Origin of the sequence: Vibrio sp. McD22-P3, assembly GCF_021568915.1 — a bacterium.
Classification (GTDB): Bacteria; Pseudomonadota; Gammaproteobacteria; order Enterobacterales; family Vibrionaceae; genus Vibrio; species Vibrio mediterranei.
Genome location: NZ_JAKGTN010000011.1, coordinates 184,737 through 205,979, shown reverse-complemented (window position 1 = coordinate 205,979; position 21,243 = coordinate 184,737). Strand labels below are relative to the sequence as shown.

Here is a 21,243-nt window from a genome sequence, read left to right as displayed (position 1 = left end):
CTGCTTTCTGCCCCTTTAACTAGGTTTCAAGGTGTTTGTTATCGAATGCACAACCCGGTTTGGGCATGGTCTCCACTGAGTACTGAAGGAGCTTCGCGTGTGGGGGGGCGATTCAATCCCAAGGGGTCGCCCGCACTGTACTTAAGTTTGAAGCCGGAAACGTGTATTGCCGAGGTAGCAGGTGGCGCATCGACACGTTTGCTCGACCCGATGACGTTATGTTCATACCATATCGACATAAATGGTGTACTCGACTTACGTTTATATTATCAAGAGTTCTCTCCAGGCTGGCGACTTGAGCTTTTGAAGAAAAAACAGCCTTTGGGTTGGGTTCTATACCAAGCACTTCAACGACGTCCTGAGGTAAAGGCACTATTAGTACCTAGCTATCAAATGGTAGGCGAGTATAACTTGGTAGCTATCCGTTGGGAGGATGGTGAAATCACCTTATATGACCCGGATGAGCGCCTCGCCGCCGTGTATGGTAAGCAGCTCATAATTAAATCATAAAATAAAAAAAGGGCTCAAATGAGCCCTTTATTAGATCGTCCTTGATGATTTACCGTTCATCTTCATAGAAGGTGCGATGTTCAATCGCATAGGGGTCTTCATCAAGTCCTCTGTTTGAGAGTCCTCTCAAATGTTCAAGTTGGTGTTCCAACATATTCACGGCCTCGTAGTCGCCGTCTGAACAGGCAACATATATCTGTTGCTCGATGGCTTCAATGCTATCTTTAATGCTCATCATACACCTCCTAAGAGTTCCGGAGAGCACCTATCTGTTCTCAAATCGATTATAGTCCAAAAGACCAAATTCGATAGGCTGGGTGCGTTGGTAAAACTCATGAACGCGGTCGCTAAAACCCCAAAATTCTTTGCTACTACGTCTAACTGCATAATTGTCGAGCAGTTTTATGTAGCTCTGTTCATCCTGAATATTTTTAAGGTCGTTAACGAAATTTTTAATTTCGCGTTCTTTGAGAGTTAGGTACGCAGCAGGGTAGCTGCCGATCACTCCACGCACAAATGTGAGACTGTCATTCTTGTAATCGCGGTTGGCTTCTTCTGAAAATAAGCTCGAAATATTTATGTGAGCATTATTGTGTAGTAGCGTAAATAACTGTGCATTACCTGACTCGGTTTCTATCATCACCATAATAATCTGCGGTACGGATTTAAGCCCTTCACCTGTGATGCTATCGATTTGCTGAAGCAAGGCCTCATTTTCTGCTGAAAGACCTGTGTTGACGATCTTAAATCGGTCATGCAGCACTGGCTCAAGTTTGGCTTCAATCTTGTCAAATAGCTCAGATTTGTAATCTGTAGTTAAGTAAAGCTCTTGAGTCGGTTGACTAAATGGTTTGATGTTTCGTTGTAAGAACGCACTAAATTGCGGACTTTGGTCTTGATACCAACTGCTGAACTCTTCATGTCTAACTGTATTTGGTAGCAGTGCCAAGAAGTTACTTTCTCCTTCCATACGCAAGAAGTCCATAAACATACGAGTGATAAGTTGATGGCCAAAGTTCCCATAAACATCAAAGCCTGCAACGAGTAGGTAATGAATACGCTCAAGCAACGCATAGTCTAGGATCCATGCCGTTTTGGGTTTAGTGCCAACTAGCCCTTGAACAACCGATGCGCTGTCGAAATGCCTAAAGACGGTTAGCGCAGCATTTGGGTTCTCGCCATCCCCGGTCCAAAGTACGTCGGTAGTCAGATGCTTTCCACCCTTAAACCACGTGTTCATAAACTCAGATTTAGCCTCAAGGTATCGAGCCTGTTGATTCGAATACTTGACCCAGTTAGTGATTGGAACGGTATTGCTTTCTAGCTCGCTAGGGAGCTTTAAGTTGTCAGCTTGATCTTGATAAAATTGGTTTACCGCGGGTATATCGGATTTCTCTGGATCTAAAAAGAACACCCAGAAACGATCGTTAATTACATTAAGCGCTAACTGACCGCGACAAACAGGCCCCTTGATATACGCCATAATTGTGTTTTGTGCGTTGTCTAACATAAAGCTAAAACGCGCTTTCACAGGTATGTCCTTGAAAGCCGTCATAGGGTTCGCTGCTATATTGATATCGTAGCTTGGCAAGGACTGAACGACATAATCCGGTTCAATAAACCATTCATACCATTGTTCCAATTTCTGATCGTTAAGTGCAAACGGCATATGGGTTTTATCAACAATGGTGCTTCGAACGGGAACAAGACGATAGTAGACACGGTCCACGCCCGGAGCGTCATAAGGTCTTCTGGTGACGATACGTTTTAATTGTTCTCCTGGAGGCGTAGCTGAGCGAACAATGGTGAAAAATCGACGTTGAGACTCAATCTCTGAAAAATACAAGTGAGACAAATACAAATGTTCATATATATAGCGAGCGGCAAGTTGGTTTTTGCGAGCACTTTTGTTTAATAACACTTCATACTTGTCGACCATCATTTGTTCTTCTGAGTTCAGCGGGATAGGCGCATTCATTTTTGCTCCCGCACTTAACCAAGCAATCAGCGTTTGATACTCCGATGGTTCCAAATTAGGCATACCAAAAGGCATTCCCCAAAGCGGATAATCTGATTCATAAGCGTCATATTCTTCAATAGTCGGGCAAACTTGAGTACGATCAATAGAGAAATCAAAACCTTCAAGTTGTGCCGTTTCCGGAAGAGGATGTCTGGCTTTTTGAGTGATCATTCGAGAGACCAACCCAGCGTCCAAGTTACCAGCTAATGTCTGCTGACGTTCGTTCAAAACAGGAAAGAAACCGAGTTCACGCCACTCAGAGGTATTTTGTGCGTCTTCAAACAATCGCGTTGGTTGAGACGCCGTTAGGCGAGTGCCTTGATATACCATTTCTTTACTAGCACCTCGGTCTATTCCATCGACAGAAGACAGTTTTAACTGACAAGGAGCGTCATAACATGCATGACATACGACACAGCGATTATCGATAATAGGTTTAACTTCAGTAAGAAAGTAATCTGCGGTGGGTGAGGTTGGGGTAACGGTTCTTTCCCGGACTTCTGGTTTTCCAAATAGCTGGTCATAGTTTAGGCCGGCGTAAGTAGCACAACCAGAAAACACCAGTACGAGTAAATAAAGGACAATACTTTTCGTTTTCATCATTAGCTCTCAATGCTACGCAAATTGCGTTCAAATTCCTTGTTATGCATAGTGCTAATTTTTGTTAATAAATCAATATTTTTCCAACGTTTAACAAAAAAAAGGCCCAACGGAACGTTGAGCCTTGATGAAACAATATTAGATAGAGCTGTTAAGCCGCTGAAAGTTGCGTCGCTTTTTGCTCTGAAATTGGTTTAGTGATGAAAGACAGAACCACACAAACGCCCATCATTGCAGCTGAAATTGTGTAGGCCAGGTTATAACCGCCGCCGTGAGTCATTGAGTAACCAACGATTGCTGCACCGATTGCACCGCCAATACCCCAAGAGGTGTAAAGTACGCCGTAATTAGTACCGTAGTTCTTAAGACCGTAATATTCCGCAGTTAGAGAAGGAAATACAGCTAGAAGCGTACCGTAACCAACTGCAGCAACAGCGGTACCGATAATTAGCATGAATTCGCTAGTGAAAGTCGAAAACATCACCATGTTTACGCCTTGTAAGATAAACGCAAGCATCAGCGTACGAACGCCACCAATTTTATCCGATAGGATACCCGCTGCAATACGACCACCAGAGTTGAAAATAGCCAGTAATGAAGCTAGGTAAACAGCATTTGGTAAGTTAGCTTGAACACTCGCGATATTTGTGATGTTACCAATGATCATCAAGCCGGCTGCCGCTGCAAATGCATACATGATCCAAAGCGAGTAAAATTGAGGTGTTTTAAGCATCGCTTTCCAACTAATATCGGTCGCCTTTTTCACCTGAACTGGTGCTTTGCCTGCTTTTACTTTTGGTTCTTCAGGAATGTAACCTGCTGGTGGGTTATTAATAGTAGCAGCAAGTGGAACCGCAATGATTAGGACACCAACACCTAGAACCATAAACGCAGAACTGATCCCCATTTGTCCAATCAGAGATGAAGTCAAAGGTGCCAGGTAAACCGCCGCTAAACCGAACCCAGCGGCGATTAAGCCATTAACCATACCTTTTTTGGAAGGGTGGAACCACTTCATCGCAGATGGAGAAAGACAAGCGTAGCCAAAACCGATACCTGCGCCAGTGATAACACCAAAGGTAATATTTAGCATTAAAACTGATTGAGCAAAGCTTGACGCGATCATGCCTAAGCCAGTTAATGCTGCACCTAAAATTAGGATGTTACGTGGACCCATACGGTCTTGAAGAATACCCGCAACTAAAAGACAGATAGAGAAGGTGATGGTTGCAATAGCATAAGGTGAAGATGCATCAGCAGCACTCCAGCCCCATTCGCTAACTAACGCTTTATTGAAGACACTCCAAGCATATAGGATGCCAAGACAAAGGTTGATACAGAATCCTGCAATTAGGATTCGCATAGCTTTATCAATCTTGCTCATTTTGGTTCTCTGATATTTCGAACAATGTTCGGGGGGTTAAAAATTCAAATTAAGTTTGCGTTTATCAACATATGTCGCAAATGAGCGCGGATTATAACCAATAAAACTGTGATTGGAATCGATTTCTTTGAATTAGTTCAAAGAAACTCACTCATGTAAAATAAGTTACGCTTTCAGGTTAATATTTTGTTTCATCGAAAGTATTCCCGGTGCTGTTCACAGAAATCTAAATTAATCCGAATTCTCTTGTATGTAATTTATTTGTTAATTCAGTTGCAGTTAACGTAGGTAAAATACGTAACATACTGTAAATAAGGGAGAACAAAGGTAAGTTATGTTAGCTACTTGTTACAACAAAAATGGTGTCGATTTAAACTAGTAAATTGCGTAAAAAACGTGCTTGAATTTCGATAAAATAACACAGACAATACATGTAAAATGAGTTTGCATATTTGAAAAATGGATATTTCAAACACTATTTTTCTATTTTGTTGAGGTAACTTATGTTCATGACTAAGATTTTAATGTTGCTTGGTGTTTCACTTGGAGCAGGTTATGCGGCAGCTGATCACCTTCACTCATACCTTTTAGGCTTATCTATTGCATCACTAGCAGTAGGGGCATGTTACATGATTGCTTTTGCAAGTACTCGATTCCCTCAATTTGCAATGGGCTTGTTGTTGTTAGGTACGATGGCCAAATTGACCGTTACTGTAGTTGGTGTTGGCCTCAGTATCTCAAACGATCTGATCACATCGCCTATTGTTTTTGCGCTTTCATATCTGTTCTACATTATTGCAGTAAGTTATCTGTGGTTTAGCTATAGAGATAGCATTACGCCTACACCTAAAGTAATGAAGTCATCGTTGGCTTAAAGATATCATTCAAAGTTATCTAAAAAAGGAAGGTTTACCTTCCTTTTTTTGTGCCTAAAATCCCATATAAAACAGAATGCACACTGTAGTGTAAATCAATGTAAAGATGAAAATAATTGCCACTAACGCAAGTGGAAATGATAGTAATTCGTATTTATATTTGTAATAATCAACGTCCTTGATGTGATTCGAACAGATATAAAGAAGGAACTATGAAACTTAAACTGTCGATTATCGCTAGCTCAGTGGTGCTAGCACTTTCTTCAAACGCTTTCGCGGAGAATGATGTTTCCTCATTGAATGAGGTCGTTGTGACAGGCTCTCGTGCTGAGAAAACTGATCAAGACAAAACGCGTTCTGTAGCTAAAGTGGACTTAGAAAAACTCGATGAAATCCAACCTAATTCCGTCGCCGAAGCTATAAAGTATGAACCTAACGTGTCCGTAGTAGGTGCAAATGTACCTGGTAATCAATCTATCAATATCCGAGGATTGAGTGGTAACAAAGTCTTGCAAGTAATTGATGGCAACCGTCAAAACATGCAGTACGGCCATCGACCTACTTACTTTTTAGATCCATCTCTTTTAGGTAGCGTTGAAGTTGTGAAAGGCCCAATCAGTTCGTTATACGGGTCTGGTGCTATAGGTGGCGTAGTAGTACAGAATACCCTGAGCGCTGACGATATCGTTGAAGAAAACGGTTTAGGTGGTCGCGTAAAAGTTGGTTACCAAGACAATGGTGATGTTTGGACAAATACCGCGGCTTTAGCTAACAAAAACGACAACATTGATTGGATTCTCGCTGGTAGCTACAAAGACAGTGGTTACATGAAACAAGGTGATGGTTCTACACTTTACGGTACTGAGGCTACTAACAAAACGGGCCTTGCTAAGTTTAACTGGCAAATCAACGAAGCACACAAACTTGGATTTAACCTCCGTTATGCTGATTTAGATGGTCGCCCACCTGTAGTAGGTGACTCTAGTGGCCAACTTAATGATCCTGATGGCTTGATTAGTCGCCGCACTAAAGATCAATCCTATGGCGTCAACTACGCATTTAACCCTAATAATCCTTGGGTTAACCTAGAAGCCTCCCTATATAGAAATGATACTAAGATCACCGAAAACGACCCCTCTATAGCTGGTGAAGATATATCTCAAGTAAACACCACAGGGTTCAATCTAACGAACCAATCTGAATCAGGGAAATTGAAGTTATTTACCGGAGTCGATGGTTATTTAGATGAGCTAGATGCAACGCGAGCAGCATCAGTTTCAGGAAGACCTGAATTACCTAAAGATGCACAAACTTCAGTAATTGGAGCGTTTGGCTACATCAATTACCAAATTGTGGAATCATTAGTCGCTGACTTGGGCGTCAGATACGATTCTTTCACATCTAAAGCTCAAGGCTATGACGATAATAACCAGTCGGCATGGTCACCATCTGTAGGTTTGTTGTGGCAAGCTAAGCAGTGGATGGCCTGGTCGATTAGATATGACGAAGCGTTCCGAGCGCCTGATACATCAGAGCTTTATATGAGTGGAACACACTTTGCCTTTGGACCTGGTGGTCCTAGCAACATCTTTGTTCCAAACCCAGAATTGAACCCAGAGAAATCTCACAACATCGAGCTTAAGGGACAATTTAACTTTGAAAATGTATTTGCTGATGACTCTTTAGACATAACAGCAGCTGCATTCCAAAACAAAGTTAAAGACTTTATCAACTTAGATGTAGACATGACACCTTCTAGCTCGTGTGGTATTGGTGGTTCGCTTGAGGGGTGTGCAGGTACAAGTAGATCGAGCAATATCGATAACGCAGAACTTACCGGTTATGAAGTAGCAGCGGACTATCGTTGGCAGCAACTATTGGTCGGTTTATCTTATGGTCAAACTCGTGGTAAAGATACCGATACTGATGAATGGATTACTAACATTCCGGCGGATAAATGGGTTGCACATTTACAATATGGTTTTTGGAATATCGATACCAAAATCGGTACTAGGGCTACTTTCGTAAGTGCACAGGATCGAGTTCCAACAGGTTACACCGAGGGGCCATTTGACTCTTACCAACTTGTTGACTTTTATGCATCTTGGGAACCTACAAGCAACCTCGAAGGGCTAAAGGTTGATTTATCTTTAATTAATGCCTTTGATGAAAATTACAGAACAGCATGGACGCAAGTATATCAACCAGGTCGTTCTGTTCGCTTAAATGCTCAATATACATTTTAATATGCTCAGATTTTAAAATGCTATAACGTAGAAAAGCGGCTTCTAAATGAAGTCGCTTTTTTTATTCGCGCTAGGTTGTATTATATATTTATCTGTTTCATTGATAAGGAAGTTAAGTGCATAACCCCATAACACTAGAGGCTCTTCATATTCTTGACGCTATAGAAAGAAGAGGGTCGTTTGCTGCAGCTGCATCAGAACTCGATAAAGCAACGTCATCCCTGAGCTATCAGATTCAAAAACTTGAACAAGATTTAGATATTATGATCTTTGACCGTTCGGGCCACAAAGCATCTTTAACGGATGCAGGAAAGCTTATTCTAGAGAGAGGACGAGTCATACTCCAAGCTACAGAGAATATGGTCAATGAGGCTCGTTTGCTCGCAAATGGATGGGAGCTTGACCTTACGATTGCATACGACAGCATTATTCCTGTTGGCAATTTTTTTGATTTAGTTGATAAACTTGGCATGGTGAGCAAAACCAGAATCAAACTAGAGGAAGAGGTATTAGCGGGCTGTTGGGAGTCATTAAATGAAGACCGTTGCGCTTTGTTGGTGTGTCCTCAACCTGAAGTTGTGCCTCAAGGGGTGAAAACACAAATACTCGGCCCTATGTCAATGACTTGGGTCGCTGCAACTGATCATTATGTACATAAACGCAGTGGTGTTTTTGACAGTAGTGCTCGAGAAAAATATCGAGTCATTGCTATCGCTGATACTGCGAGAGAGCAACCTGCATTAAGTGTTAATATTCTAGAGAAGCAACCTCGTCTTACCGTATCAAACTTAGTGACTAAAATAGATGCATTGGTAAAAGGGCTTGGGATTGGGACCTTACCAACACAAGTAGCTGATACTTTGATCAAAGAAGGTAAGCTCAAACGAATCAAAGACACCGATGAAGCGACCATAGATATCGTTATGGCTTGGAAAAGAAACAATATTGGAGAGGCCAAGTCCTGGTGTATACGCCATTTAGCCAACACTTGGGATCTACAATAATTGCTCAAATCATCGATTTAATACTAAAACCATATCTGCCACACCATCTTCGAATTGTACGTCTAGCTCAAAACCCAATTTTTGGGCTAGCGTCAGCATCCCGCGGTTTGTTGGCATGGTCATTCCAGAGATCTGTCTGGTGTTCTTACTTTTACAATAATCAATAATTTTATTCATTAATACACGCCCAAGCCCTTTGCCTTTCAAATCAGAACGTATCAAGATGGCGAACTCGGCGTCAGAATTATCGGGGGTAACTAAAACTCGAGAGACTCCTATGATGTGTGGATTAGCGTAACTAAGGTCGACAGCAACAAATGCCATTTCACGGTCGTAATCGATTTGAGTTAAGTTTGCTAACGCCTCATGGTTAAACTCACCGACATCTGAGAAAAAACGCTTATAAAGGTCTTCTTTGGTGACGTTATTAATGAAATCTGCATGAAAAGGTTCATCCTCAGGTCGAATAGGGCGCAACGAAATTTTTGAGCCATCTTTCAAAGTTATGAGCTCCTCCATCTCGGTAGGATACGGCCTGATTGCAAGCCGAGCTTGAGGTTCTCCCTCGTAGCCTTTTATTACCACTGAAGCATCTAATATAGTGATGTCATCACCATTCAAAAGGAGTGGGTGGATATCTAATTCGTGTATCTCAGGGCAAGCAACAATAATTTGTGAAATTTTCACCAAAAATTGCGCTAAGTTTCCAAGATTTACCGGATTAGGAGATTGCTGGAATCTTAACGTTCCTTTGTTAATTGCATTAATAATTAAGTAACGAGCTAGAGCCATATTGACTGGTGGCAATGCGGTGACCGCTTCTTTTTCAATTTTCCAGTCTGAACCACCTTGGCCTAGAAAGATTGCTGGCCCGAACGTAGCATCAGTGATCACTTTGACGCGAATCTCTTGACCACCTGCAATCTTAGCCATTTGTTGTACCGTCAATCCTTCAATCCTTGCTTCGGGATAGGAGAGCTTGGTGCGGTCGAGTATTGACTGTGCCGCGCTACTGACTTCATTGGCATCTCTCAAGTTTAACATGACGCCATGTATATCAGACTTGTGAGCAATATCAGGAGAACGAAGCTTTACTGTGACAGGGTAACCTATATTTTCTGCTAGATGTATCGCCTCTGTTGGGTCATGAGCCAACCAAGTGGGAAGAGTAGGAAGCTCAAATAAATCAAATAGTTGTTCGCAGATATGAGATTCAAGTTGCGTGAATTCTTTATCTTCGGATATGGATTCAACATGGGATGCGAGCCATTCGTGAGCTTTAGAAAGCTGCTCTGTGGTATACGAGTCTGTCGTTGTTGGTGTTTCCATTAATTGCCATTGATTTCGTCGGTATTCGACCAAATGCATGAAGGCCGTGACTGCGCTCTCAGGCGTTCTGTATGTTGGTATACCATGATTGGTAAATAGAAGGCGGGCGTCTTTAGCTGTCGCTTCTCCAGACCAGTTCGTCAAAACATTAAATCGTTTAGATTTGGGGTGTTTTTGGATCGTTTCAATGAGCTCCGCAGCCGTTTGCTGCGAATCTGCTGTGGCAGATGGGCTATGCATGATTAGAATAGCATCCACATCATCACTGTCTAAGACTATGCTCAGTGCGTCACAGTATCTTTTCGCGGTTGCATCACCGACAAGGTCGATAGGGTTCCCATTGGACCAAGTATCAGGTAGAACCTTAGACAGTCTAGATATTGTGTCATCAGAAAGTTGGGCGATACTGCCGCCTCGATCGGTTAACGTATCCAAAGCCATGTTTGCTGGGCCAATTCCGTTGGTTATTACAGCCAGTCTTTCTCCACGGAGTGGGACGGAATGTGTTAACGTTTCTACTGCTGCGAATAGTTCGTGTGTGTTATTTACCCTAAGCATACCGGCGCGCTGAATCGCCGAGTCGTAAACGATATCAAATGAGTTGGATTCATTGCCTTTGACTAAATTAGTCAGATTGTTTCTACCTGCCTTTAACACCAGAATCCGACGGTTACGCGATGCCGCACGCGCTGCCGACATAAAACGGCGAGCATCGCGAATAGAGTCTACATACAAGAGAATGGATTCGGTCTTACTGTCTCGAGCTAGGTAATCAAGTAACTCATCGAAATCCACATCCAATCCAGAACCAATGGATAAGAACGCTGAAAAACCTATGCTCTTATCATTGGCCCAGTCAAGTATAGTAGTACAAACCGCTGATGATTGAGATATGAACGCTAGTTTACCTGGCTTACAGTTAACAGGAGAAAATGAGGCATTGAAGTTTTGCCAAGGTAAAAGGATGCCAAGGCTATTTGGACCTAATATACGCATGCCAGACTGCTGCGCTATCTGAAGGCATTTTTGTTCTATCGTTGTCGCATCATCAAACGGACGACTCATATCTGATGCCATTACGATAACGGTTTTAACGCCAGAAATCGCAAGATCATTGAATAAATCTACGTTTCGCTCGCCTTTAGTGCACAAGATAGCTACGTCTGGTTTTAGCGGAAGTTCACTCACTGCGCGATAGCAGAGTATGCCGTTAACAGATTTATATCGAGGATGAACGGGCAAAATCGTACCTTGATAACCTCCCAAGAGAAGGTTTTTAATCACTACGCTACCTGCTCGATGAGGCTTTATCGATGCGCCGATAACAGCAATAGAAGATGGCTTGAAAAGAGTGTCTAACGACATGGTTTACCTCTACAACAGTAAAAGACGACAGTGACCTACAAATGATCCTTATGAGACGTAACTATAGTAGTCTAGGAAGGCATCACTTAGACACTGTTGGCTCCTAAAATTAGACATAACATATTGCTGTACCTCAATTATTGTGTAACATGTCACAGGAAGAAAGGACAGGTGCTGTGAATCTTTGATTCAAGAGAGTTCTGTCTGCATGATTTAGGGAATTATTAACTCAGGCAGTAATAAAATGAAAAAAGTCGTTATTTTAAGTTTAGTTTCATTATTAGCAGCGTGTTCTTCTAGTGAGTATACAACCGAGGTGAAATCTGAAAGTTATCGCGAGGATTACACACCCGTAGAAACAACGACAGTTGCTCCTGTTGCTGTAGCGGCTACACAAACAGAAGATGTTAAGAAAGAGCCAGCGGCACAGAAAGCCCCCGTGCAAGAGCAAAAAGTGGCTGCAACTACCACGACAACGACCCAAACACAGCCTGCTAAAAATGATGTAGTAAAAATCGTACCACCATCAAAAAAACAAGCTGAGCAAGATTTCCGTTTTGGCTACACAATTCAAGTAGTTGCCGTTGGCAGCCAAGCCAAAGTTGCAACTTTTTCGGATAAACTACCAAAGAACGGCCAGCCAATTTGGCAAAACTACAAGGTAGTAAACGGAACGAAATGGTATTCAATCCTCTTCGGTGACTATGCAACGAAGCAACAAGCGAAGGAAGCTATCGCGACACTGCCAAATGAGTTTAAAAACCTTAAGCCGTTCGTACGTAGCATCGACCAAATCAAGAAGTCGGAATATCCGACATTGAGCAAGCTGAACTAATTGATACTCATACTGTTATAACGCGTTCAATCCAAAATTGAGCGCGTTTTTGTATGTATTATGTGCAGACAGTAACTATGGTGGCAGATTTAACAGATTTAGAACTGAATGTTGTTTCTCGATCGTTTATCATTTAGTGAAAGCAATTTAAGGACAAGCTTAAGATGTCAGAACTCAATATTCTTCTTCTATGTGGTGGTGGCTCTGCTGAGCACGAGGTGTCTCTCGTTTCAGCAAACTTTCTTGAAAGCCAACTCAAACTCAATCCTAGATTCAATGTTACGCGGGTTGAAATAACTCAAGAGGGCTGGAAGTGCAGTGATGGTCATTTAGTTGTCTTAGACCTTAATCAAAAAGCCCTTGTTAATGATCAGCAAACTCTGCACATCGATTACGTTGTTCCTTGTATTCACGGTTTCCCTGGTGAAACCGGCGATATTCAATCTCTTTTTGAGATGGCAGGTATTCCGTATTTGGGCTGTGGCCCTGAAGCTAGTAGCAATAGCTTTAACAAAATCACATCGAAGTTGTGGTATGACACATTAGACATACCTAATACACCTTATCTATTCCTTACCGACAACGATAAAGAAGCTCACGCGAGAGCTACTCAAGCTTTTGAAAAGTGGGGAAAAGTATTTGTAAAAGCCGCAAAGCAGGGGTCTTCTGTGGGATGTTACAGTGTAACTGAAATCGAACAGTTGGAGGCCAGTATTGATGCAGCTTTTGGTTATTCGGATCAAGTTGTTATAGAGCAGTCAGTAAAACCAAGAGAGCTGGAGGTCGCGGCTTACGAGTACAAAGGGAAATTGCACATTACCAAGCCTGGTGAAATTATCGCTCCTGATGGTGCGTTTTATACTTATGATGAAAAGTACAGTTCAGACAGTCATTCAACTACAACAGTAGAAGCGAGTGACCTAACAGACGAGCAGTTAAACATTATTCATACCAGTGCAGTCAAAGTATTCACGCAAATGAAGCTCAGACACCTATCAAGAATTGATTTCTTTTTGACCGAAGACAACAAGATTTACCTAAACGAAGTTAACACCTTTCCAGGTATGACACCGATTTCTATGTTTCCGAAGATGGTTGAGCATTCTGGTCTTGAGTTCTCAGAGTTTTTGTCCGACTGCATTGAATCTTCATTCCGTTAATCATAGTTATTGTCGTCTTTAAACTTTGCTTTTTCCTTTTCGGATAGTGTCCGCTTGCCGCTATATTGTAGTGGCATAGCGGGGCTAGCCCATCGACCAAATTCTTGAATTTCTTTTATTTTAAGACCGTCCTGAGCCAACTTTTTAACAGCACCTACACGACACGATTGGGAAGAAAATTTAACTTCAAACGGTAGTTCTAGTATGTCGCTGGCCTGACGTAAGATTCGAAAAATCGAAGAATCATTCAGTTCGTTGTCCTTAATGTTGCCGTGTCGGTCAATACCGGTAAATATAGTAGTGCAGGGTGTTAGTTCGAGCCATCGTAATAAAATGGTACTTGATTCATTGCTTAATTGGTAAACTGCGCTATCAATCTCCACGAGACACTCATCGTATTCGTTAAGCTTTACATTCATTCGAGATAGTTGACGTAAATCTCGCCGTTTTAATGCGCATTCAAACATCACGCTATATATAGCCAAGTCTCTAATATCTTTCGGAGATTGACTACGTTCAAGTTTTAACCTTAACTGTTTGAGGTGTTCCTGTGTTAATGCTTGAGTTTCTGAGACAGAATCAATGCCTAAAACTCTTATATTTTCAATAATTAAGCCAATTTCTCTCGATTTGACAGGATCTTTAAAATCGAATAAATAGTGGATTAATGATATCGTTACGACGTAACGTTTTATTGTTGAATACTTTCTTGTTCGTCGTTCACGCTCGATAAACGCTTTTATAGTGGCGACGGAAGCTGGAAGCGATGGGTAGTGAGAACTGAGACAAAAGTCATTGAACAAATTCCAATCTTTGGTCATCGCGATGACGGAATTTTTAGAATAGCGATAGGAAGTTAGTTCATCAAAGGTACTTGTATCTATAGAACCTCTAAGTTTCGCTAAGTATCTATCAATTTGTTTTGTTTCTGTGATTCTGGGTATGTCTTTTTTCATACTAATGCACTATAACTCGATTGATTGGTTTAGAATAACTGATACCATGTGAAACACAATGTAAAGCATCAACGTACACAATAAGAGATAGATCTTTATGGCTCTAGCGAGTTATCGTGGGTTTACCCTCAAATCCATTGGTACAACAAACCAAGTTTGGAAAGTAACCATTAAAAACAGAGAGTTACAAGGCTCTTTACCTGCGGTTAAAAAAAGCATTGATTGGTGGTGTGATACAGCGTCTATCATAGATCCATCACAGCTGACGCAAGCTGCAACTGAACGCGCGAGCGGGTCTGCTGGCACACAAGAAAATTTTCATGGGTTTACTATAAAGAATGATACAGGTGCAAATAATGCCTGGTACTGTATGTTTAATGGTAAACTTATCAAAGGTGGTAAGCTTGCAATTCAACGACACATTGAAGCTTATCTAATCGCAAAGAAGAAAGCAGAACAGACTAAGAACTAACATGACTCTTGTATATTCAACAGAAACTGGACGCATTAAAGAAGAAAAGCAAAAACCGGAACGTCCAAAAGGCGATGGTATCGTTAGAATTCAAAAACAGACTAAATAAAGGACGCAAAGGTAAAGGTGTTTCAATTGTCACTGGCTTGGACTTAGAGGATGCTGCGCTAAAACTCATTGCAGCGGAACTGAAAAAAGTTTGTGGTTGTGGTGGTTCTGTCAAAGACGGCAACATCGAAATACAAGGTGATGCAAGAGACAAAATAAAAGCCGCATTAGAGAAAAAAGGATATACCGTCAAACTTGCGGGCGGTTAATCCAATAGCGTACAAGCCAGCATAATAATGCTGGCTTTTTTGAGCCTAATAGACACAGAGTTAAACGTAGATTAACTCATGTGATTATTAGGTATTTTATGGTAAATGTCGATTATGGTTAAATCGGGACTAAAACAAGATAGTAGAGCGGGTTCAAGGTAAGGATTTTAAACTCATACATCTTGTATTTAACATAAGATAGATAATACGCACTCATCATGAGGTATATATAACGACGTATTAAGGCCTTTGACAACTACCTAAAAACTATCTTCTATGATTCTAGAGTTTCAATTAACACTCTAGCTATCTAAGGCCTGACAACGAGTTTGTATAAATCCTTAAGAACATGTTCCTTTCTTAAAAACGAAACCTCACGTTATAGAAACATAATGACGCTAAAAAAAGCCACTTGAATGTTGGGGAGTTCAAGTGGCATCCAAAAACACCTGACGGCGTATGTGCAAATATTTTTGATTAATGTTCCCAACTAAAAGCAGCATCACTTTGAAGGAACCTAGATAACCTACCTTAAACTTCTCTCCTTACATAATAACGTTTTAACACGAAACCACATTTATGTTTTGTTATGCACCGTACTGGTTGTTGTTCTAGTTTAGTCTTTTTGGATCGTTGACTTTAACCTTGGAGCAACCTTTATGGTTAACAAATGGAATCAATTAGTCGAGTATTTTTGTTATGGGTATGTGTCATCACAACGGTTCAGATGTTCAAAACACACGTCCGATATGGCGTGTGCTTCTAATAGTCGCAACTCTAGTCTTAGTTCTGGTGATCTTATTTGGCTAACTAAGAGATTATCATAAACGTGACACTGTCATGTTTTATTTGGTTTTGACTAATCAAAGTCACCTATCAGTCTTTGTAATCGAAGGCATGCCTCTTAATTGTTACAAGCCTCGCTCACCTAAAAATGATCAAATTAAGATCGTGACTACTTACTATTCTTTAACCACCTGCCTTCATTGAGCAGCATAATTCACTGCAACATATACACTGCTCGAACGGTTAAGTAATTTTATTACAAGCTCATATATTTAAATGAAGCTGACAGTAGATTGCGCTACTATAAGTAATTGATATATATAGAATATGTTATTTACAATTACCAAGCGCTCATGAATCACGTGCGTTTTAGCTCTATTCTGCAGCATGTATTTGATATTCGAATGGATTAAATTTGGGTACAAAAAAAGCCCTTTAAAAGGGCTTTATAGATAAACTTGAATAACAGAAATCAACTTTGTTCGTCAGAACTGTCTTTCGATTTTTCTTCTCGGATCTCTTGAGCTATGAATTTGATCGCTTGAGCAGTACTAATCCCCTGCTTCATCAGTTCTTGGATTCGTTCTACAGCAGCTTGCTGCTCTTCATGGCTAAGGGATAAATCGTCAAACATAAAGTCCTCCCAATAACATGGACGTTAATTAATGACAGGACTATAGACTATTTAGATTTACTAGCAAGGGAATTAAACCTAATAGGTTGCAATAAAGTTGATTGAAGCCCCCATAGCCTTAGGTGATGTGTAACTTGCAGCAATGTCCATTTCAATAATATTTAGAGGACGTAAACCAATACCTGCTGTAATTGTTCCATCTGAATCTCGAGCCATGTTCTTCATATACCCTCCCCTTAACTGAATTTGTCGCGCTAAGTCGACTTCTACACCCGCTCTTAGCATTCTTACGTCATCATCGAACTGAGTGAATTTCTTTTCGGTGTTCAGGTCGTAGTCTACGGAAAACTGAAAGTAATCAGCGATAAAACCTGCACCAACGGTATATAGGGGCGACAATTGGTATTCGTAGCCATAGTGTATGTCTTTTCCCCCAATATTCTTAGAACCGTTCGCGGTTTCAATATTTCGCGACAACATGTTTTTGGCTGAAAACCCTACTCTAAACGGACCATGGAACCATAACGCTCCGGCGTCAATGTTAAATGCGGTATCGCCCTGAGAGTTTTCTCTTATGTTGTTTAAATTGAAATCATTTAATGAACTTACTGAAGCGTACGTATAGGTTCTTTGGATTTTCGGAGAAACGCCGAATGAAAAATGTTGACCAAATAAAGTTTGGTACTTGGCCAAGGATATTCCGATTTCGGTAACGGCTACTGAAGCGGTTTTTACTGCTGATCTAGCCGCTTTTTCCGCATCATTACTACCTGTTTGATCAATATCTGGTGTAGCTACGTTTTCCACATATGCCTTGCCGAATATATTTGCCGCGATGAAACGGTTAGGAAGCCCAAATGCTACAGCACCACCAAAATCGACTTTGGCCTGTGTACCATTCAACTCATTAAGCGCTGCCGCACTCGGGTTATTTACGACGTTATCAACTTTATCCAACATTTTGTCTTCGTCGTTGTAGTTAAGCCCTAAGCTAGGTAACAACATTCCTGCATCATCGTTTCGTCGATAGATGGCAACTAGTGCTGGATTATAGAATGGAGCAGTAAGATAAGAAGCAGAGACAACCCCCGTTCCGCCCATCGCATCGCCACGAGCATCGATTGCTAACGTCGAAGCGCCTGCCGACATAGAAGTAGTAATAATAAGGGCTGCTAGTGTTTTTAATTGGGTTTTCATCTAAAAATAACGCCGTTAATCCTTTGTGCATTTATTAACGGCGTCGATTAGAGATTCTTTAGCGTTTTCAGAGCGAAATCTTACTTATGAGTTATTCATCGGCGGACACGTCGAACGTTTTACTAATTATTTGAGAACGCTCGAAAAGTATTGGGCCTTGCCAACGGCTTTGCTTCATTGAAACTGCAAGCACATATCGATCAGGCGTGATGTTGTTAGCTTCTAGACTCGTTGGATAATCAGACTCGTACTCTTTGCCCCATACTTGAGTATATTTGCCACCAATGTAATCGTATAAACCCACTTCGAGTTTTGGTAGCGGGCAATAAGGGTTTAGAAGCGCATTTTTCTCGATACGCCATTCATCTTTTGCTGACCAACGAACAGTCTGTTTCAATGACTGATCGGTAAAGATCAACCACTGACTCCAAGTTTCGCCGTCAAGTAAGCGCACGTCAAGTCTATAAAGACCGACATCTAAGGGCGATGTTAAGTTGTAACGGATCCCATAAGCTGCTTCTTCCGTTACGGCGTCACCAATTGGATTCACGTAGAATTCGCTGTCGTTAGAAACTCTTCTATCAACCCATTTTTTTAGGCTTATTTCTGAAATGACTCGTTTCGATTCAATTTCTATCGCGGATAAATAGGTGTCTCTTCCTGGGCTTTGAATAGATTGTTGCCTTACTACCACAGAATTAATCCATTCAGGTAGAGGTTGAGAGGAGTAACCTTTACCGCAATCCACTTCTAAAGATTGTAAAAACAACCTATTTATGTGGTTCTTGATACTCTTAGTCGGTTGTTGTTGCCACTCTTCCACTAGCGATTGGAACATAGATTCCAAATCACGATTAAGTAAATGACGATGCGCTTGTGTAATGGTTGTATTATTTTCAAACCAATCGGCACCAACTGACGTTGATGCCGTAAGGATTGCTAGCGCTAAAAATTTTGATGCTCTAGACATTAGCCTTTCATTTTGTAGCCAACACCACGAAGTGTTTCGATCTCTAGCCCAGGAAGCTTCTGTCTAAGTTGTAACACGTGAGTGTCAACAGTTCGTGTTGTTGGGAAGTGATTGTAACCCCAAACATGGTCAAGCAGTTCATCACGAGTAAACACACGTCCCAAGTTACTTGCTAGGAAAAGCAATAGATCAAACTCTGTACGCGTTAACGTAATCAGCTCACCTTTATAGTTCACTTCACGAGTCGCTTTATCGATCACCAAACTCTCTGTTACAACCTTAGTTGCATCCTCAGTGTCAGCTTCTGGTGCGCGAAGCTGTGCACGAATACGAGCAAAAAGCTCAGCTTCCGCGAAAGGTTTGGTTAAATAATCATTTGCGCCTGCATCTAAGCCGGTTACTTTGTCTTTTACTGTGACTAACGCAGTGAGCAATATCACTGGAACATCTTTGATTTTCTTCCAACCAGCAAGGTGCTCTACTGAGTCACCATCCGGAAGTTGTCGGTCGAGAATTACCAAGTCTGCTTCTTCCCAGTGTTGCTCGACCTGAGAGATGAATTCAGCGTGAAGGCAGTTATAACCAGCCAACTCTAAACTCACCAAAAGGCCGTCAGCTAGATTCTTGTCGTCTTCAACAAGTAGCAGTGTCTGTTTCACAAGGTATCTCCAAAATAAATGTTGTTGGTGGCCCGACTAGGTACATCTTACCGCCCATTCGACCAACCATAGATTCTACTATAGTAAGACCAAGCCCAAGGCCTGCCTTACTTACAAATGGCTTTCTAAGCTCACGCCAGTCCTTTGAAGTTAATTGTCCGTTGTCGATGACTTCAATTTTGATAGAGTTTGAAGAAGTCACAACATTCAAACTCACTGGTGCAACGCCGTACTTAATCGCGTTACGTATTAGGTTATCAATACAAGTTCCTAACCAATATATGTTAATTTTAGCTGCTACGTCTTGATTAATAGTCAAATTCACGTCAGCTTCAAATTCTTCCTCTGCTTTGAAACTTAACCAATCTTGTACAGATGGTAGCCATTCTGTCGATAAAGGTTTGTTATCAGATTGTAGGTAGTCTTTACTGGCCTCAGCTAACTGACGCAGTCTACGTGTATCTTCACATAGTCTTCTAAACTCATCATATACAGTTTCTGGTAAGTGCTCAAATTCACGTCTGAACCCTTCAACTGTCAGAGATAAACTGGCGATGGGTGTTCTCAATTCGTGTGTAAGAATTTGTAACACTAACATCCGGCTTTTCATCTCTTGACGTTTTGTATTCCAGCGATAGATTGCCCAACCAATTACTAACAGTATGTTAGCGATGATCAAGCTGATCATGCTGATACGAAGTACATCAGAATGATCTTCGACTTCCCAACATAAGTTCCCTCTTTGCACGAAACACGTATTGGTTTGAGAAGCTAGTTTAAAGTTGAGGCCAGCCTCTTTTGCTTTCGAGATCCAAATGTTCGAAGGGAATAAATAGTAAATATCGCCTCTTCTCAACCACAGTTCCTCGTTTTCAACGAACATTGAGGAGCCTCGGATTAAGGATATGACAGTTTGCTCATCCATCACTTGCAGCCTACCCAAGAGAGAACCTGGTGCTGCCAGTTCTCTTTCTTTGATGTGCATAAACTTTTGAAGTTCTTGTTTTTTATCTGGGTATTTGGTGATGTACCTAGCTGCGTAAGTACCACCACCGGGATGAATCAGTCCACTGCGCGCAAACCATTTCGTCGATAACTTACGACCACCACACATTGCTCTAGTAAAAACTAAAGGTTCTGTGATTAAAGGGCTTAGTGGTAACGTGCCACTGCACTTTTCAGCCAACCGATAGAGTTGTTGTACTTCTTTCAAGGGGTATTTACTTGTTTGAGGAAGCATAGATATAGGTGTAAGAAGCTGTGTCGGGTAATCAGCCTGAATAACCCTTACATCGTATGAGGCGGTCGCTTGTTCGAAATCAAAAAAACTGACGAAATTATCTATACGTTCAGGTAGCGACTCAGCAAAAGCCAGAGGAGCAAGAACAATAGATATAATGGTAAGCAAAGGGCGCGCTAGTTTCTTCAAACGAATTATCTTGTCTGGTCAATAATATAAAAACACTAATTTACATATTATCGGCAAGATTCGCGCCAAGTGCACGCAATTATTTTGTCAATTATTGGAAAACAAGACTTGCGGTTCTATTTACCATGCTGACTTAAAGGTAGCCCGTGTTATGACGTCAAGATCTTCCCAACTCGACCTTTTAGCTTCGCTAACCGCAGTTCAGCTATGCGTTTTTGACGCAAGATGCTCTTTGCAGTTCCACGCTCAGGATCGATACAAGCTTGGTACTTTAGCTGTGAGTAAGAGGTTGTTGAACAACTAAAATACTTTGTACAGGCTTCTTGTCGTTTGTCGAGCGTCGAGGTGATATCGGCGAGATGATTTTTATGAACTAGATAATAAGATTTTGAGTCCTTTGCATAGTTCACTATTCCAACTGACATAATCGCGGCAAAGATTATAAAGCAAACAAAAGATTTTAGCATCGAAGTCCCTTAATTGAAGTGTTGTTCT

Annotated in this window: 17 protein-coding genes and 1 pseudogene; 8 read left to right on the top strand and 10 right to left on the bottom strand. The window is 41.3% G+C overall.

What is annotated here, in order from left to right:
* Positions 1 to 45 precede the first annotated feature (45 nt).
* Positions 46 to 510, top strand: a complete 465-nt coding sequence (locus L2W36_RS14870) for an RES family NAD+ phosphorylase (RefSeq protein ID WP_171394080.1) — start codon at positions 46 to 48, stop codon at positions 508 to 510.
* A 49-nt stretch (positions 511 to 559) separates the two neighbouring features.
* Here L2W36_RS14870 and L2W36_RS14865 read toward each other — a convergent pair whose 3' ends face one another.
* The 3 genes from L2W36_RS14865 to L2W36_RS14855 all read right to left on the bottom strand — a co-directional run bounded on the left by L2W36_RS14865 (position 560) and on the right by L2W36_RS14855 (position 4,514).
* Positions 560 to 745, bottom strand: coding sequence for a hypothetical protein (locus L2W36_RS14865; protein WP_006074903.1), 186 nt, complete (start codon positions 743 to 745; stop codon positions 560 to 562).
* Positions 746 to 775: 30 nt separating this feature from the next.
* On the bottom strand, positions 776 to 3,130 hold the full coding sequence (locus L2W36_RS14860; RefSeq protein WP_236110451.1) for a fatty acid cis/trans isomerase: 2,355 nt from the start codon (positions 3,128 to 3,130) through the stop codon (positions 776 to 778).
* A gap of 151 nt (positions 3,131 to 3,281) precedes the next feature.
* The gene (locus L2W36_RS14855) at positions 3,282 to 4,514 is read right to left on the bottom strand and encodes an L-lactate MFS transporter (RefSeq protein WP_236110426.1); all 1,233 of its coding nucleotides are present in this window, start codon (positions 4,512 to 4,514) and stop codon (positions 3,282 to 3,284) included.
* Positions 4,515 to 5,023: 509 nt separating this feature from the next.
* Here L2W36_RS14855 and L2W36_RS14850 point away from each other — a divergent pair.
* The 3 genes from L2W36_RS14850 to L2W36_RS14840 all read left to right on the top strand — a co-directional run bounded on the left by L2W36_RS14850 (position 5,024) and on the right by L2W36_RS14840 (position 8,639).
* Entirely contained in the window at positions 5,024 to 5,389 is a 366-nt protein-coding gene (locus L2W36_RS14850) for a hypothetical protein (RefSeq protein WP_006074906.1), read from the top strand.
* Between the two features lie 212 nt (positions 5,390 to 5,601).
* Entirely contained in the window at positions 5,602 to 7,635 is a 2,034-nt protein-coding gene (locus L2W36_RS14845; RefSeq protein ID WP_006074907.1) for a TonB-dependent hemoglobin/transferrin/lactoferrin family receptor, read from the top strand.
* A gap of 116 nt (positions 7,636 to 7,751) precedes the next feature.
* Positions 7,752 to 8,639 carry a LysR family transcriptional regulator gene (locus L2W36_RS14840; RefSeq protein ID WP_006074908.1) on the top strand — a complete coding sequence of 296 codons (888 nt, stop codon included), beginning with the start codon at positions 7,752 to 7,754 and terminating at the stop codon, positions 8,637 to 8,639.
* Between the two features lie 9 nt (positions 8,640 to 8,648).
* Here L2W36_RS14840 and L2W36_RS14835 read toward each other — a convergent pair whose 3' ends face one another.
* On the bottom strand, positions 8,649 to 11,333 hold the full coding sequence (locus L2W36_RS14835) for a bifunctional acetate--CoA ligase family protein/GNAT family N-acetyltransferase (RefSeq protein ID WP_236110425.1): 2,685 nt from the start codon (positions 11,331 to 11,333) through the stop codon (positions 8,649 to 8,651).
* A 244-nt stretch (positions 11,334 to 11,577) separates the two neighbouring features.
* Between L2W36_RS14835 and L2W36_RS14830 the strand changes: the two genes are divergently transcribed.
* Together L2W36_RS14830 and L2W36_RS14825 are read left to right on the top strand one after the other, a co-directional pair.
* Positions 11,578 to 12,168, top strand: a complete 591-nt coding sequence (locus tag L2W36_RS14830) for an SPOR domain-containing protein (RefSeq protein WP_236110424.1) — start codon at positions 11,578 to 11,580, stop codon at positions 12,166 to 12,168.
* A gap of 164 nt (positions 12,169 to 12,332) precedes the next feature.
* Positions 12,333 to 13,328, top strand: coding sequence for a D-alanine--D-alanine ligase (locus L2W36_RS14825; RefSeq protein WP_236110423.1), 996 nt, complete (start codon positions 12,333 to 12,335; stop codon positions 13,326 to 13,328).
* On the opposite strand, the gene L2W36_RS14820 is transcribed toward L2W36_RS14825, so the two are convergent.
* The gene (locus L2W36_RS14820) at positions 13,325 to 14,284 is read right to left on the bottom strand and encodes an integrase (RefSeq protein WP_236110422.1); all 960 of its coding nucleotides are present in this window, start codon (positions 14,282 to 14,284) and stop codon (positions 13,325 to 13,327) included. The two genes, L2W36_RS14825 and L2W36_RS14820, sit on opposite strands and share 4 nt — an antisense overlap.
* 97 nt (positions 14,285 to 14,381) lie before the next feature.
* Between L2W36_RS14820 and L2W36_RS14815 the strand changes: the two genes are divergently transcribed.
* Both L2W36_RS14815 and yciH read left to right on the top strand, forming a co-directional pair.
* Positions 14,382 to 14,756, top strand: coding sequence for a DUF3319 domain-containing protein (locus L2W36_RS14815; protein WP_124942082.1), 375 nt, complete (start codon positions 14,382 to 14,384; stop codon positions 14,754 to 14,756).
* Between the two features lies 1 nt (position 14,757).
* A pseudogene (yciH, locus tag L2W36_RS14810) lies at positions 14,758 to 15,073 on the top strand (stress response translation initiation inhibitor YciH).
* A 1,258-nt stretch (positions 15,074 to 16,331) separates the two neighbouring features.
* Here yciH and L2W36_RS14805 read toward each other — a convergent pair.
* The 5 genes from L2W36_RS14805 to vxrA form a co-directional block, all read right to left on the bottom strand.
* Entirely contained in the window at positions 16,332 to 16,493 is a 162-nt protein-coding gene (locus L2W36_RS14805) for a YoaH family protein (protein WP_236110421.1), read from the bottom strand.
* A gap of 78 nt (positions 16,494 to 16,571) precedes the next feature.
* Positions 16,572 to 17,690 (bottom strand): conjugal transfer protein TraF, encoded by a 1,119-nt coding sequence (locus L2W36_RS14800; RefSeq protein WP_198558919.1) that lies wholly within the window; start codon positions 17,688 to 17,690, stop codon positions 16,572 to 16,574.
* A gap of 91 nt (positions 17,691 to 17,781) precedes the next feature.
* Entirely contained in the window at positions 17,782 to 18,660 is an 879-nt protein-coding gene (locus L2W36_RS14795) for a DUF2861 family protein (RefSeq protein ID WP_031493195.1), read from the bottom strand.
* Positions 18,660 to 19,319, bottom strand: coding sequence for a response regulator transcription factor VxrB (gene vxrB, locus L2W36_RS14790; protein ID WP_006072729.1), 660 nt, complete (start codon positions 19,317 to 19,319; stop codon positions 18,660 to 18,662). The genes L2W36_RS14795 and vxrB overlap by 1 nt, the downstream gene beginning before the upstream one ends.
* The gene (gene vxrA / locus L2W36_RS14785; protein WP_006072731.1) at positions 19,294 to 20,748 is read right to left on the bottom strand and encodes a sensor histidine kinase VxrA; all 1,455 of its coding nucleotides are present in this window, start codon (positions 20,746 to 20,748) and stop codon (positions 19,294 to 19,296) included. Before vxrA ends, vxrB begins: the two co-directional genes overlap by 26 nt.
* Positions 20,749 to 21,243 lie beyond the last annotated feature (495 nt).

Coding starts and splice junctions, on each gene's coding strand:
- L2W36_RS14830 (WP_236110424.1), top strand. CDS start 11,578: ATGAAAAAAGTCGTTATTTTAAGTTTAGTTTCATTATTAGCAGCGTGT.
- L2W36_RS14815 (WP_124942082.1), top strand. CDS start 14,382: ATGGCTCTAGCGAGTTATCGTGGGTTTACCCTCAAATCCATTGGTACA.
- L2W36_RS14825 (WP_236110423.1), top strand. CDS start 12,333: ATGTCAGAACTCAATATTCTTCTTCTATGTGGTGGTGGCTCTGCTGAG.
- L2W36_RS14795 (WP_031493195.1), bottom strand. CDS start 18,660: ATGTCTAGAGCATCAAAATTTTTAGCGCTAGCAATCCTTACGGCATCA.
- L2W36_RS14850 (WP_006074906.1), top strand. CDS start 5,024: ATGACTAAGATTTTAATGTTGCTTGGTGTTTCACTTGGAGCAGGTTAT.
- L2W36_RS14860 (WP_236110451.1), bottom strand. CDS start 3,130: ATGAAAACGAAAAGTATTGTCCTTTATTTACTCGTACTGGTGTTTTCT.
- L2W36_RS14855 (WP_236110426.1), bottom strand. CDS start 4,514: ATGAGCAAGATTGATAAAGCTATGCGAATCCTAATTGCAGGATTCTGT.
- L2W36_RS14800 (WP_198558919.1), bottom strand. CDS start 17,690: ATGAAAACCCAATTAAAAACACTAGCAGCCCTTATTATTACTACTTCT.
- L2W36_RS14865 (WP_006074903.1), bottom strand. CDS start 745: ATGAGCATTAAAGATAGCATTGAAGCCATCGAGCAACAGATATATGTT.
- L2W36_RS14845 (WP_006074907.1), top strand. CDS start 5,602: ATGAAACTTAAACTGTCGATTATCGCTAGCTCAGTGGTGCTAGCACTT.
- L2W36_RS14835 (WP_236110425.1), bottom strand. CDS start 11,333: ATGTCGTTAGACACTCTTTTCAAGCCATCTTCTATTGCTGTTATCGGC.
- L2W36_RS14820 (WP_236110422.1), bottom strand. CDS start 14,284: ATGAAAAAAGACATACCCAGAATCACAGAAACAAAACAAATTGATAGA.
- L2W36_RS14870 (WP_171394080.1), top strand. CDS start 46: ATGCACAACCCGGTTTGGGCATGGTCTCCACTGAGTACTGAAGGAGCT.
- L2W36_RS14805 (WP_236110421.1), bottom strand. CDS start 16,493: ATGTTTGACGATTTATCCCTTAGCCATGAAGAGCAGCAAGCTGCTGTA.